This is a genomic window from Patulibacter sp. NPDC049589 (genome assembly GCF_040675535.1).
In the GTDB taxonomy this organism is placed as follows: Bacteria; Actinomycetota; Thermoleophilia; order Solirubrobacterales; family Solirubrobacteraceae; genus Patulibacter.
Genome location: NZ_JBFAPC010000057.1, coordinates 17809 through 32072, shown reverse-complemented (window position 1 = coordinate 32072; position 14264 = coordinate 17809). Strand labels below are relative to the sequence as shown.

The 14264-nt window shown below is 73.5% G+C and carries 9 protein-coding genes; 3 read left to right on the top strand and 6 right to left on the bottom strand.

Features of this window, described 5'->3' with window-relative positions; all coding sequences use genetic code 11:
- From AB0L40_RS12795 to AB0L40_RS12785, 3 genes are all read right to left on the bottom strand, one after another.
- A partial coding sequence (locus AB0L40_RS12795; RefSeq protein WP_364354552.1) for a Na+/H+ antiporter subunit D occupies positions 1-1703 on the bottom strand: 1703 nt, incomplete at its 3' end.
- Positions 1700-2176, bottom strand: a complete 477-nt coding sequence (locus tag AB0L40_RS12790; protein ID WP_364354549.1) for a Na(+)/H(+) antiporter subunit C — start codon at positions 2174-2176, stop codon at positions 1700-1702. The genes AB0L40_RS12795 and AB0L40_RS12790, both read right to left, overlap by 4 nt.
- Entirely contained in the window at positions 2173-5301 is a 3129-nt protein-coding gene (locus AB0L40_RS12785) for a Na+/H+ antiporter subunit A (protein ID WP_364354546.1), read from the bottom strand. The genes AB0L40_RS12790 and AB0L40_RS12785 overlap by 4 nt, the downstream gene beginning before the upstream one ends.
- Positions 5302-5582: 281 nt before the next feature.
- On the opposite strand from AB0L40_RS12785, the gene AB0L40_RS12780 reads away from it, so the two are divergent.
- From AB0L40_RS12780 to AB0L40_RS12770, 3 genes are all read left to right on the top strand, one after another.
- On the top strand, positions 5583-6431 hold the full coding sequence (locus AB0L40_RS12780; protein WP_364354543.1) for an MOSC domain-containing protein: 849 nt from the start codon (positions 5583-5585) through the stop codon (positions 6429-6431).
- Entirely contained in the window at positions 6428-7054 is a 627-nt protein-coding gene (locus AB0L40_RS12775; RefSeq protein ID WP_364354540.1) for a TetR/AcrR family transcriptional regulator, read from the top strand. Before AB0L40_RS12780 ends, AB0L40_RS12775 begins: the two co-directional genes overlap by 4 nt.
- Before the next feature lie 477 nt (positions 7055-7531).
- Positions 7532-8749, top strand: coding sequence for an MFS transporter (locus AB0L40_RS12770; protein WP_364354537.1), 1218 nt, complete (start codon positions 7532-7534; stop codon positions 8747-8749).
- A gap of 577 nt (positions 8750-9326) precedes the next feature.
- On the opposite strand, the gene AB0L40_RS12765 is transcribed toward AB0L40_RS12770, so the two are convergent.
- From AB0L40_RS12765 to AB0L40_RS12755, 3 genes are all read right to left on the bottom strand, one after another.
- Positions 9327-10778 carry an AarF/ABC1/UbiB kinase family protein gene (locus AB0L40_RS12765; RefSeq protein ID WP_364354534.1) on the bottom strand — a complete coding sequence of 484 codons (1452 nt, stop codon included), beginning with the start codon at positions 10776-10778 and terminating at the stop codon, positions 9327-9329.
- Between the two features lie 430 nt (positions 10779-11208).
- Positions 11209-11997, bottom strand: a complete 789-nt coding sequence (locus AB0L40_RS12760) for an MBL fold metallo-hydrolase (protein ID WP_364354531.1) — start codon at positions 11995-11997, stop codon at positions 11209-11211.
- 141 nt (positions 11998-12138) lie between these two features.
- Positions 12139-14226, bottom strand: a complete 2088-nt coding sequence (locus AB0L40_RS12755; RefSeq protein ID WP_364354528.1) for a M1 family aminopeptidase — start codon at positions 14224-14226, stop codon at positions 12139-12141.
- Positions 14227-14264 lie beyond the last annotated feature (38 nt).

The window sequence follows — 14264 nt, the reverse complement described above, 5'->3', positions numbered from 1 at the left end:
CCACGACGAGGGAGATCATCCGGTCCAGGAACGAGCCGCCGGGCTCCTGCGTGATCTCGACCAGGATGCGGTCGGAGGGCCGCGCGGTCGGTCAGGTCCGTCAGCGGCCCGGCGACGACGGTGAAGGCGAGGCCGAGGACGACCAGGGCCGCGGTCGCGGCGGTCATCAGGCGCGGCATCGCGCCGCCGCGGACGATGTCGCGACCGCCGAGGGTCGCCCCGCGGACGTCGTCGACCGGATCCGCCGAGGCGCCGCCGCGGCGGTCGTCGGCGCTCGTCGCGGCGCCGCGGGCGTCGTCGGCGCCCGTCCGCGCCGTCGCGACCCGCGCCCCGCCCCCCGACGCCGCCGGCCCCGCGATCGCCGGCATCGCCACGCGCGGCGAGCGCCAGAAGACGCGGCTCCAGGCCTTGCCGACGGCGTAGAGGGTCAGGAGGCTCGTCGCGACGCTGCCGCCGACGAGGGTCCACGCCAGCCACGAGCCGTCCTGGGCGCCGCCCTCGATCAGGGCGAGCTTGCCGATGAAGCCCGAGAACGGCGGGATCCCCGCGAGGTTCATCGCCGGCAGGAAGAAGAGGATCGCCAGCAGCGGCGCGGTCTTCGCGAGGCCGCCGATCTTCTCCGACGACGTGCTGCCCGCCACCCGCTCGATCATCCCGGCGGTCAGGAACAGCGTCGTCTGGATCGTGATGTGGTGGATCGCGTAGAAGATCGCGCCCGACAGGCCGAGTCGGGAGCCCAGCGCGACGCCGAAGATCATGTAGCCGATGTGGCTGACCAGCGTGAACGAGAGCATGCGCTTGACGTCCGTCTGGGCGACGGCGCCGAGGATCCCGATCACCATCGTCAGGAACGCGACGACCATCAGAACGGCGGCCACGCGGTCGTCGTCGGGGAAGAGCAGCGTCTCGGTGCGGATCACCGCGTAGACGCCGACCTTCGTCAGGAGGCCGGCGAACACTGCCGTCACCGGCGCGGGCGCGGTCGGATACGAGTCCGGCAGCCACGCCGACATCGGGAAGACCGCCGCCTTGATCCCGAACGCCAACAGCAGCGAGAGCTCCAGGACGAGGCGGATGTTGGGGTCGAGCTCGCGCAGCTTCAGCGCGAGGTCCGCCATGTTCAGCGTGCCGGTGGCGCCGTAGACGAGCGCGATCGCCGCGAGGAACAGCAGCGACGAGAGCAGCGAGACGATCACGTAGGTCGTGCCCGAGCGGATCCTGGACGCCGTGCCGCCCAGCGTGATCAGGACGTAGCTGGAGACCAGGAGGATCTCGAAGCCGACGTAGAGGTTGAAGAGGTCGCCGGCGAGGAACGCGTTGCTGATTCCGGCCGACAGCACGAGGTACGTGGGGTGGAAGACCGCGAGCGGCAGGCCCTCCTCGTCGTCCGCGGAGCCCTGGCCGTAGCTGTAGATCAGGACGCAGAGCGTCACCGCCGCGGAGATCAGCAGCATCAGCGCGGACAGCCGGTCGGCGACGAGCACGATGCCGACCGGGGGCCGCCAGCCGCCGATCGCCGCGACCTGCGGGCCGTGGCGGTCGGCCGCGATCAGCAGCAGGACGGCGACCACGAGGACGGCGGTCAGCGTGCCGACGGAGATCGCGCGGTTGAGCTTCGGCAGGCGGGCGCCGATCGCGAACTTCGCGCCGGCGGCCAGGAGCGGCAGGACGACGGGCAGGGGGACGAGGTCGGCGGTGCTCACGCGTCCCTCCGGATCGCCGCGTCGTCGTCCGGGGTCGGGGTCTCCTCGACGGACGCGCGCGCGTCCTCCTCCGCCTCGAGGTCGGCGTCGGCGCCGGTGTCCTCGAGCTCCTCGGCCTCGCGGCGGGTCGCGACGAGGCGGTCCTCGACGTCGTCCTGGACCTCGTCGTTGCCCTGCAGCTGCCAGGAGCGGTAGGCGAGCGCGAGCAGGAACGCCGTCATCGCGAACGTGATGACGATCGAGGTGAGGATCATCACCTGCGGCAGGGGATCGTTCTGGCCGTCCTTCGGGGACTGGCCGATGATCGGGGCCTCCCCCGCCACGCCGCCCATCGCGAGGATCATCACGTTGATCCCGTTGCCGAGCAGGACGGCGCCGAGCAGCACGCGGGTGAGGCTGCGCTCGAGCAGGAGGACGACGCCGCCGGCGACGAGCACGCCGACGAGGACCGCCAGGACGACGCTGACGCTCATCGGGATCCCTCGGAGGTGGGGCGCGGCGGGGTCGCGGGAGCGCGGCCCGTGGCCACGGACGACCCGCCGGCGCCGGACGTCGGACCGACACCGCCGGCCGACGCACCGCCGAGGGCCGCCGGGGCCGTCGCAGCGATCCCCGACGGGTCCCGTTCGACGGTCGGGCGGTGGCCGTGGACCTCCTCGTCGACCTGGCGGTCGATCTCGGAGCCGAAGCTGCGCAGCACGTCGAGCACCACGCCGACGACGACGAGGTAGACGCCGATGTCGAACAGCGTCGACGAGTAGAGCTTCAGCGGCCCGAGCAGCGGGATGTCGGGCTTCCAGGCGCCGCCCTGCAGGACCGCGTCGCCGAGGATCGCCCCTGCCAGGCCGGTGCCGACGGCCAGCACCAGGCCGAGCCCGATCACGAGGCCGGCGCCGACCGGCGCGGCCTCGCCGAGCTCGTAGCGGCCGCCCGCGAGGTAGCGGATCGTGAACGCCAGGCCCGCGACGATGCCGCCTGCGAAGCCGCCGCCGGGCAGGTCGTGGCCGGCCCACAGCAGGTACACCGACAGCACGAGGACGGTGTGGAAGATCAGCCGGACGACGACCTCGAGGAGGATCGACCGGCGCTCGGGCGCGAGCGTGTTCTCGGCGACGAGCCAGCGCTCGGCGCGGCGGGCCGAGCCGACGCCGCCGGCGGCGTTCTGGACGACGTTGAGGAGGCCGGCGGTCCTCGCGCGGTCGCGGGCCTCGGAGTCCCCGGTGCGGGACGGGCCGCGGTGCGGGACGTCGCTCGCGTCCATCGACCAGACGGGGCTGTCGGCCGACGGGTCGCTCAGCCGCGGCATGGCGCGGGTGCGGCGGCGCAGGAAGAGCAGGCTCGTGACGCCGGTGGCCGCGACGACGAGCACGGCGATCTCGCCCATCGTGTCCCAGGCGCGGAGGTCGACGAGCGTGACGTTGACGATGTTCTTGCCGCCCGCGAGCTTCGACGCGGCGGCGAACAGCTCGGACACCGGGGCGGCCTCGCGCGCGCCGGCGGCGACGAGCGTCAGGAGCGCCATCAGCGTGCCGACGACGATGCCGGTCAGCAGGTGCAGCCGCCGGCGGCGCTTCGACGAGACCGTGCCGGTGAAGTGCGACGGCAGGCGCCGCAGGACGAGCACGACGACGACGAGGGTCACGGTCTCGACGAGGAACTGCGTGAGCGCGAGGTCCGGCGCGCCGCCCAGCGCGAACAGCGTCGCGACGCCGTAGCCGACGACGCCGCTGAGGACGACGGCCTTCAGGCGCCGGCGGGCGCGCAGGGTCAGGATCGTGCCGGCGACGACCAGCAGGCCGACGGCGCCCTGCGCGGGCTCGTCCCACACGCGGAGCTCGACGTTCCACGGGATCCCGACGATCAGCGCGGAGATCGTCGCGGCGGCGAAGACGAAGAGGATCGTCATCAGGTAGACCGGCAGCGAGCCGGACTGCGTGGCGCGGGCGGCGGCGACCGAGAGGCGCTCGGTGCCGCGGACGATCAGGACGTACGAGTCGCGGGCGTCGAGCATGCGCCGCGGGCGCTCGGCCGGCAGCGGCCGGCCCGCCAGGCGGCGGCGCACGACGACCACGACCGCGCCGAGCGCGAGGGCGAGCAGCGAGAGCCCGAGCGCCGGCCCGACGCCGTGCCAGCCGGCGAGGTGCAGCGGGTGGTCCAGCGTCGAGGGCAGCTGGTCGGCGTGCCGGGCGAGCAGCCCGTCGAGCGCCGCGAAGCCGATCCCGAGGACCAGCCCGCCGGTCGCCAGCAGTCCGGGCGCCAGCTCGATGTGCGGGTCCGCGTGGTCGCAGCGGCGGTCGGGGACGCCGTCCTTCGTCGCGAACGCGCCCCACCAGAAGCGCCACGCGTAGGCGGCGGTCAGGGCGACGCCCAGGACGATCGCGACGAGCGTGAGGACGTCGACGGTGTCGCCGTGCAGAAGTGCGTCGAAGGCGGTCTCCTTCGCCGCGAAGCCCGCGAACAGGGGGATGCCGGCCATCGACGCCGCGGCCAGCCCGGCGATCACCGCGAGCCGCCTGCGCGTCCGGCCCAGGCCGCTGAGGACCCGCAGGTCGCGGGTGCCGGTGTCGTGGTCGATGATGCCGACCGTCAGGAACAGCGCGGACTTGTAGAGCGCGTGGGCGAGCAGCAGCCCGAGGCCGGCCAGCATCACGTCGCGGGAGCCCTGCCCGACCAGCACGGTGAGCAGGCCGAGCTGGCTGACGGTGCCGTACGCCAGGAGCAGCTTGAGGTCGTGTTGCTTGAGCGCGCGGGACGCCCCCAGCAGCATCGTCAGCAGCCCGAGGACGAGGACCGACCAGCGCCAGACGTCGAGGTCCGCGAAGCCCGGGGCCAGGCGCGCGACGAGGTAGACGCCGGCCTTGACCATCGCCGCGGCGTGCAGGTACGCCGAGACGGGCGTCGGCGCCGCCATCGCGCCGGGCAGCCAGAAGTGGAACGGCACGAGCGCGGACTTCGAGAGCGCGCCGACGAGGATCAGTGCCACGCCGACGGAGACGGTCGCGCCGCCCGGCGGACGGGCCACGATCTCGGAGATCCGGTACGTCCCCGCCGCCTCGCCGACGATCACCGCGCCGACGAGCATCGCCAGGCCGCCGAACGTCGTGACGATCAGGGCGTCCATCGCCGCACGGCGCGAGCCCTGGCGGTCGCTGTTGTGCCCGACCAGCAGGAACGACAGGACCGTGGTGAGCTCCCAGAAGACGTAGAGCAGCAGCAGGTCGTCGCTGAGGACGAGCCCGAGCATCGCGCCGGCGAAGGCGGTCAGCACGGCGGCGAAGCGCCCGAGGCCCTGCTCGTCGTTCGAGAAGTAGCGGCCGCAGTAGGCGAGGACGAGTGCGCCGACGCCGGCGGCGACGAACGTCATCAGCAACGACAGCGGGTCGAGCCGGAACGCGAGCTCCATCCCGAGGCTCGGGACCCACTGGTGGACGCTCTCCGCCGTCCCGCCGGAGGCGACGTCCGACGTCCGCGTGGCGGCCCAGACGACGGCGCCGGCGGGAACGATCGCGAGGACCGGGAACGCCCGGCGGCCGAGGCGGCCGACGAGCCACGGTGCGAGCAGCGCGGCGACCGCGTGGGCCACGAGGACCCCGATCACGGGCGCCCTCCGGCGTCAGCGCAGGGGCCCGTCGAGCATGGACGCACCCGACCGTCTGATCCCCACCGCAAGGGGACATGGTCGCAGATCGCGGCGTGTCCGGAGTCGGTCGTTCCTCCGTCAACCATCGTCCCCGAGCATCGTCCCCGAGCGCGGCCGGGACGCGCGGCGCCGGCCCACCCCGCGGGACGCGCTCTGGGAATCGATCACCGAACGTCGATTCCCGGAGCGCCTCGCGCGGACGGTCCCAAGCCGCCCGCGCCGCCTCGTATCCTCGGTCGATGCCCGACGTCCTCGGCACCGTCGCGTCCCTGCACCGGTTCCCCGTCAAGTCGATGCGCGGCGAGCGCCTGGAGCGCGCCGCGCTGGGCCCCGCGGGGCTCGACGGCGACCGCGAGTGGGCGCTGCTCGACGACCAGGACCACTGGGTCTCCGCCAAGACGAACCGCGGCCGCTGGCGGCTCTACGACGGGATGCTGGACATCGCGGCGACGACGGCACCGGGGCCGGCCGGCCGCGTGGCGTCGGGCGGGTCCCGCGACGACGCCCGGACCGGCGACAGCGGCGTCCGGGCCCCGGCCGGCGCGGTGGTCGTCGCCCTCCCGGACGGGCGGACCGTCCTGGCCGGCACGCCCGACGCCGACGCCCTCTTGTCCGCCCACCTCGGCCGCGAGCTGCGCTTCGACCGCGGCGACGCCGGACGCCGCTGGGGCCGCCACCACGACGCCGCGCCCGTGCACCTCGTGACGAGCGCGACGCTCGAGGCCCTGTGCAGCGACGAGGACGGCGCGCCCGGCGAGCGCGACGCGCTGGACCCGCTGCGCCTACGGCCGAACCTCGTCGTCCGCACGCCGGACGGCACGACCGGGTTCGCGGAGGACACGTGGGTCGGCGCGACGCTGCGGATCGGCGGCGCGCTGCTGCGGGTCACCGAGACGACGGGCCGCTGCGTGATGACCACGCGGGAGCAGGCCGGCCTGCTGCCGCGGGACACCACCGTGCTCAAGCGGATCGGGCGGCGCAACGGCGCCGACGCGGGCGTCTACCTCGAGGTGCTGGAGCCCGGGATCGTCGCCGTCGGGGACGCGCTGCGAGTCGTCGAGCCCGCCCCTGGGATGATCGACGGGTGAGCTCCGGCCCCGCACGCACGCGCCTCACGCACGCCGAGCGCCGCGCCACGATCCTCGACGCCGCCGCGCGGGTGATCGTCGCCCACGGCGTCCACGGCTTCCGCCTGCAGGACGTGGCGGACGAGGCCGGGGTCTCCCAGCCGCTGGTCAGCTCCCACGTCGATGATCGCGACGAGCTGATCGCCGCGTCGTTCGTGCGCGTCGACGAGCGCGAGCTCGAGGCCGTCGAGGCCGACGCCCGCAGCGCCGAGCCCGGCCGGGCGGCGATCGTCCGCTTCCTCCGCCGCGCGACCTTCCCCGCCGGGCCGGACGACGGCGGCGGCACGATCGTCGGCGGCGACGGCTGGGAGCTCTGGAGTCAGGTCTCCTCCCGCGCCCGCTTCTCCCCCGTCGTCCGCGACGCCGTGCGCGCCCGCCAGGCCGCGTGGATCGCCGCGCTCGCGGGGCTGCTGCGCGACGGCCGGGCCGGCGAGGACGTCCCGGCCCACGTCGACGCCGAGCGCGTCGCGCTGCTCCTGATCACCGTCTCCGACGGCCTCGGCCCCGCGCTGAACTGCGGCCTGGTCGACGACGACGGCGCCCGCAGCGTGCTGGCCGACGCGCTCGACGGCGCGCTGCGCTGATATGGGGGTCGGTTTGTCAAGCAGGTCGTGGGTGGTCGCGTCCGCGTGGCGGTCGTGGTCGGGGGTGTGTGGGCTGGGTTCTCTCGGTGTCAGCGCGGTGTGCGCGACGACCGGATCGGGCTGATATTCGCGGGCTGGGTACCGCATGACCGTTGTGCGTCGCGGGGCTCCAGTCTGAGATCGAGCGCGCCCACCCGGGGGCGGGTGCTCACAGCGCAATCGGAGTCCCTGGGGTGCGCGACGGTCCGCTGAGGCGCGACGCGACGGCGCGTTCCCGCGCGCCCGGTGCGTCGGCCGACGGGCACGATCGCCCCGGTCACCCGGGGCGTCGCGGTCGCCCGAGGCTTCGCGGTCGCCCGAGGCCTCGCGGTCGACCCGCGGGGCTCGAGGGACACGCGGGACTCGAACCCCTCCCGATCGCCCGCCACCGACCCACGTCGCGGCTTACTGATACGTGCATCAGTTACGCTCGAGGACGTGTCATCGGTCCCCGTCATCCCGCGCAGCCCCGCCGTGGCCGCGCTCCGCAGCCCGGGCGTCGCCCGGCTGCTGGTCCTGTCGCTCGTCGCCCGCGCGCCCGAGGCCGTGCTCGCGCTGCTGTTCCTGCTGCGCGCCCGCGACCTGGGCGGCAGCTACGCGCTCGCCGGGGCGGTCTCCGGCATCGCCGGGGTCGGGATGGCCGTGGGCGCCCCGCTGCTCGGCCGGGCGATCGACCGGATCGGCCAGCCCGTCGTGCTCGCCGCCAGCGTCCTGGCCGCGAGCGTCGCGATGCTCGCCGCGGCGCTCCTGCCCGACACCACGGCCGCGTGGGTGCTCCTCCCCTTCGCGCTCGTCGCCGGCGCCACGCAGCCGCCGGTGGCCGCGTGCCTGCGCGCGCTGTTCGGCCGGATCGTCCCCGACCCGGCGGTCCGCCACGCCGCGCTGGCGGTCGAGGCGTCGGTGCAGGAGATCACCTTCATGGTCGGGCCGCTGGTCTTCATCAGCCTGATCGCCGCGCACGACCCGGCCCTCGGCCTCGGCGTCGCCGCGGTCGTCCTGTTCGCCGCCACGATGGCCTTCGCCGCCGCGCGCGAGCCGCGCGAGATGCCCGCGTCCGGCGTCCGGCGCACCGCCGGCGACGGCCCGCTGCGCCGCGCCTCGATCCGGGCGTTGCTGGCGATCACCGTCGGGCTCGGCGTGATGTTCGGTGCGGCGGAGCTCGCGATCACCGCCGCCGCGGAGGACGCCGGGAACGCCGGCGCGGTCGGCCTGCTGCTCGCCGCCTACTGCCTCGGCAGCCTCGTCGCCGGCCTGACCGTCGCCCACCGCGGCCCGGGCGGCGGGTCGCCCGAGCGCGCGCTGCTGCGGCTCGTCCTGCTCTGCACGCTCGGCCACGGCCTGCTGGCCGTCGCGCCGAGCCTGGTGCTGCTGGCCGTCGGCCTGGTGCTCGCCGGCGCCGCGATCGCGCCGCTGTTCACCGTCGTCTACTCGCTCTGCGGCCAGCTCGCCGAGGAGGGCACCGCGACCGAGGCCTTCACCTGGCTGGGCAGCGGCCTCTACGCCGGCGCCGCGGTCGGGGCCGGCCTCGCGGGCCTGCTCGTCAACGCGTCCGGTCCCGCGGCGGCGTTCGCGGCCGGCGCGGTGGCGATCGGGATCGCCGGCGTCGCCGTGACCCCGTTCCGCCGGGTGCTGCGGCCGGCGGCCGCGCCGGACTGAGATCCGGCGAGCCCACCCGCCGGACGGACGCTCCCGGCCCTGCGGCCCGCCGGGACGGACGCATCGGCGTGCGGCGGCGACGGGCCGGCGGGACGGCCCCATCGGGCGGACGTATCGGCGTGAGGAGGGCGGGCCAGCGGGGCGGCCCATCGGGCGGACGCATCGGCGTGAGGAGGGCGGGCCAGCGGGGCGGCCCATCGGGCGGACGCATCGGCGTGGGGAGGGCGGGTCGGCGGGGCGGCCCCATCGGGCGGACGCATCGGCGTGAGGAGGGCGGGCCGTTCCGGGCGGGGCACCAGTGGGTGGTCACGTCACGACGGTCGGGTCCCGCACGACGCGTGGACGATCGACTCTCGCGCTGCCGGGGCTCGGTCGATCCCGGACACCAGCTGGCCGACGATCGACCGACCCCCACCCCACGCCGACCACCCCAGACGAGCCGCGGCCGATCCCGGACACCATCTGGCCGACGATCGACCGACCCCCACGACCGGCCGGCCACCCACGCGCCGACCCAGGCGCCGGACCGTCGACGGTAGGACGACACCGGACCCAGCACCCTCGGGTGCCCCGGTCCTCAGCGTCCGCGCGACTCCAGCCAGGCGGACTCCTGCTCACCCAGCTCGCCGTAGGGCGTGTCGCCCATCAGCCACTCGCGGACGATCCGGTGGTAGTTCAGCGACGCGTCGAGCTGGGAGCAGACGGCGATCGCCATGCCGCCGAGGCGCAGGCTCCACACGTACTCGGCCGGCACGGTCGCGCGGCGGACCTTCGACCAGTGTGGCGAGCGCGGGTCGGAGACCTCGAAGACCATCTCCGCCACGTGCTCGGGCGCCAGGCGGGCGTCCTCGTCGTCCAGGGCGAACCAGACCAGCTTCTGCGCGATCTCCAGCGCGTCCTGCGCGGTCAGCCCGGCCGACGGCGGGATCCAGTGGATCTCCTGCATGTGCCGCAGCAGCGCCTCGCCGTCGCGGGCCATGCAGAGCCGGATCGTCTCGGCCTGGCTCTCGACCATCTCGCGCGAGATCCGGTGGAAGAGCCCGAAGTCGAGGAACGCGACGCGCCCGTCGGCCATCAGGATCGAGTTGCCGGGGTGCGGATCGGCCGAGAACTGCCCGTCGCGCCAGACGCCGCCGTAGTAGAAGCGGAAGACGATCTCGGCCAGCCGGTTGCGCTCGGTCTGGTCCTTCTGCTGCCAGGCCTCGAAGCCCTCGCCCTCGACGAACTCCGTGACCGTGACGCGCTTGCCGCACAGCTCGGTCGCGACCTCGGGGACGAAGACGAACGGGTGGCCGCGGTGCGCGCGGGCCATCGTGCGCTGGTTCTGCGCCTCGAGCTCGTAGTCGAGCTCCTCGATCGTGCGCTCGCGGATCTCGTCGCCGACGGCCTGCACGTCGAGCCCGGGCGCGACGGCCTTCGCCAGGCGCAGGATCAGGCCCAGGTTCTGCAGGTCGGCGCGCACGGCGGCGTCGATCCCGGGGTACTGCACCTTCACGGCGGCGACGTCGGTGCTCCAGCCCTGCGGCTTCTCGCGCAGGCGGGCGCGGTAGACCTGGCCGATCGAGGCGGCACCGATGGCCTCCTCGTCGAACTCCGCGAAGACGTCCTTGAGCTTCGCGCCGATGTCGGCCTCGATGACCTTGCGCATGTCCTTGAAGGCCACGCTCGGCGCCATGTCGCGGAGCTTCGAGAGCTTCCTCTGGAACTCGTCGCGGTGCTCCGGCGGGACGAGCCCGACGTCCATGAAGCTCAGGACCTGGCCGACCTTCATGGCCGCGCCCTTCATCGTCCCGAGCACGTCGACGATCTGCTCCGCCGTCCGGAACTGCTGCTCGGACATCCGGCGGGAGCGGTCCTCCTCGGTGCGGCCGTAGTTCGTGACGCGGGTGGCGCCGTCGCGGACCGCGGCCCGGGCGGCCAGCCGGCCGAGCGACGCCGCGCGGCGGTACCGGCCCGTCGGGATCGCCGCGGTCTCCTCGTCCTCGTGGGAGGTGTCCGGCCCCTTGCGCCGTCCGCGTCGCTCCGCCATGTGATCGATCGTACTCGGGCCCGTCGCGCGCCTCGGTCGGCGTGGCGCGTGGCCGCTCACGCGCCGTCCTCACGGGGTCGGGAACGGGCCGGCGTACTCGAGGACGGGCTGTCCGGGCGTGTGCTCCGAGAACCGCGTCGAGCCCCGCGAGCGCCAACGGAGCACAGGCGAGCGCCGACGCGCCAGACCGGGCGGGTCGCTCCGGAGCGGTGGGGCAGGGCGGGTGGTCGGAGGACCGGGTGACCGGTCGGGGCTCCGCAGCAGGTCGGGGCCTCTGGCCCGAGGCGCCCGGTCCGGCCGTCATCGAGTTCCGTACCTCGGAGGTCCAGAACTCGATGGAACGGGGGATGGCGGTCCGGCCCCTGTCGAGTTCGGTACCTCAGGGGTCCAGAACTCGATGCGGTCGGGCGTCGGCGCCCGGACCGAGGGCTCAGGGGCGGCGGACCTTGCTGCCCGGGACGAGATCGTCAGCGCCATCCGGCCAACGGATCCAGCACTTCGTGCCGCCGTCGTAGTCGGCGGCCTCGAGGACGAGGCGGACCTCGTGGTCCTGGGTGACGCCGTCGTCGTCGGGCAGCGAGACGATCACCGGCTCGTCGCCCTCGGGGTCGAGGCCGTCCCAGACGCGGACGAAGGGGTTGTGCTCGCGCTCGTGGCCGATCGTCGACGGCGCGGCGTGGCCGGAGACGACGATCGTCTCGTCCGGCAGCTCCAGCAGGGTGTCGAGGATCGACGACTTCAGGTCCTCGAACGTCGTGTGGCCCGGCGCCCGGACGCCGGCGACGGACTCGCGGAAGAGCGTGTCGCCCGTGAAGACGTGGCCGTGGCCGACGAAGCTCAGCATCCCCTTGGTGTGGCCGGGGGTCGCGACGGCGCGGAACTCGAGGTCCTCGCCGATGCGGATGACCTCGCGGTCCTCGATGTTCGCCGTGAAGCCGGTGACGAACTCCGACGCGAGCGGCTGCTCGAACTCGTGGATCAGGACGTCGACCTTGCCGATGCGGTCGAGGATCTCCTCGAGCTCGGAGACGTGGTCGTAGTGGTGGTGCGTCAGGAGCACCGCGGCGGGCGTCATCCCGTGCTTCGCGGCGGCCTCCGACATCTTCGCCGCGTCGGCTCCGGCGTCGATGAAGGCGCACGGCCCTCCGGGGAAGCCGACGACGTAGGAGTTGCCCACGAAGGCGGGGATCTCGATGCGTTCGACGACGAGCTCGGCCATGGCCGGGATGCTCGCAGATCCCCCCGAGGCCGAGCCTTCGCGCTCGACCCCCAAACGGGCCCGGCCCGCACGAGGGCGGGCCGGGGCTGTCGCGGGGTGGCCGCGGCCCGGCGCCGGACGGGCGCCGGAGTCCGCGACCGGCTACGGCAGGACGAACGTGTCGAAGTTGTCCTTGCTGATCGTCGGCTTGTTGCCCGCACCGGTGTAGCTCGTGTAGAGCCACTGGCGGAAGAACTCGGTCCAGCGCGCGGCGCGCGCCGGGTCGGTCTCCTTCACCAGCGCGATGAACTGCTCGGACGTGGTGTTCCCGTACAGGTGCTGGGTGAGGTACGTCTTCATCATCGCCCGGAACGTCGGCTCGCCGAGGATGGCCCGGACCTGGAGCATCGTCGTGGCGCCGCGGTTGTACATCGCGTTCGTGTCGAAGATGTCGACGGCCGTCGGCGGGTCCGCCGGGGCGACGGTCCAGAAGGTCGACGACGTGTTGTTCGTGTAGTACTGGGCGAACCGGGAGTCGAGCGTCGCGCCGCCCGGCGTGATGTTCGCGGTGTAGAGCCAGGTCGAGAACTCGGTCATGCCCTCGTTGAGCCAGATGTCCTTCCACTGGGTCAGCGTCACTCCGTCGCCGAAGTACATGTGGCCGTTCTCGTGGGCGACGGTCGAGACCGACGGGCCCGCGTTGGCCGCGGACGTCGATGTCGCGTAGGTCGGCTTGCCCTGCGTCTCGAGCGAGTACGAGACGCTCTGGCGCGGGACGATGCCGCCCATCGCCGTGAACGGGTACGGCACGCCGTAGTAGTCCGCGTAGTAGTCGAGCGCGCCGGCGCCGCCATTGAGGCCGAAGCCCGGCGCCGTGCCGTTCAGGCGACCGAGAATCGAGGCCTTGTTCGTGAACGTGGAGTCGATGGCCGTGTAGTACGGAACCGACGGGTTGAGGATGCCCGGCGAGAGCGGACCGGACACCGGAACCGTCTTCTGCGGCGCCGCGGGGTCGGGCGAGCTGAGGTCGTACTTGCCGATGGCCAGCTGGTAGAGGTAGCTCGACGTCGGGTCGGTCTCGTCCCAGGTGTAGGTGCTGAAGTCCGCCGGCGTGGTGCCGGTGTCCTCTTTGCCCTTCAGGACACCGGATGCTACGACGCTCCAGCCGTACGGGACCTTCATCGTCGTCGTGTACGACGCCTTGTCGAACGGGACGTTGTTGTTCGGGAAGAAACCCATCGCGCCGACGGGCTCGCTCACCACGATCGCACCGTAGGTCGTGCTCGGGACGAAGCCCTCGGACGATCCGTCCGGGTCGATGTAGGCCTGCTGGATCCCGCCGTAGGTCACGGCGGTCCGGAACTCCGTTCCCTCCTGGATGCCGGCCGGCGGGGTGACGATGAGCTTCTGATTGTCGTAGTCGACGGTGTAGGTCGCGGGGACCCCGTCGACGGTCACGCCGGTCACGCCGTTCCAGGCGGTCAGGTCGTACGAGTACTCGGACAGGTTCTGCGTCGCGACGGCGGTGACGGTCGTCGTGCCACGCAGGAGCTTCGAGGAGATCGTGTACTGCAGATCGAGGTCGTAGTGCTCGGCGTCGTACCCGCCATTGCCGATCGTCGGGAAGAGCGTGTCACCGAGCGAGCGAGCGCCCGCGGTGAACACCGTCGGGTCCGCGGGTGTCGTCGGGGTGGTCGGCGTCGTAGGCGTCGTGGGCGTCGCGGGCTCCGGCTGTCCGGGAGTGATCGGCGCTGCTGGGGCCGCCGGGCTCGCGACCGGCGGTGACGCGACCGCGGCGCGACCGGAGGCCTTGCGGCACGAGACCGTGAGCGCACCGCGCTTCGGACGGACACAGGCGGCCAGCAAGAACGAGACGCTGTCGCGGCCCTTCAGGCGGACCGTCTGCCCGACCGTGACACGCGCCTTGAACGAGCGGGTCTGCCCGGGACGGACCTTCGCGATCGCGTCGCCGCCGATCGGCGAGACGACCTTCGGGTTGCTGCCGGCGCGCAGCTCGAACGCGAGGTTTGCGGGACTGCTCGTGCCCCCGGTGTTCTTCACCTTGCCGGTGACGGTGAAGCGGTCACCCGCCTTCAGGCCCTTCGGTGGTGAGCTGATCGCCGTGACCGTCAGCTTGGCGGGCTTCGCCTTCGCGGCCGAGGCACCCGTCGGGACCACTACCAACATCGCGACCGCGGCGACCGGCAGAGCTTTGCGCAGGTGACGCGGGGGCGTCGTTCTCTTCGACATGCAGGAACCTCGTGAGGCACGTGCCGGCGGCAGGGGGC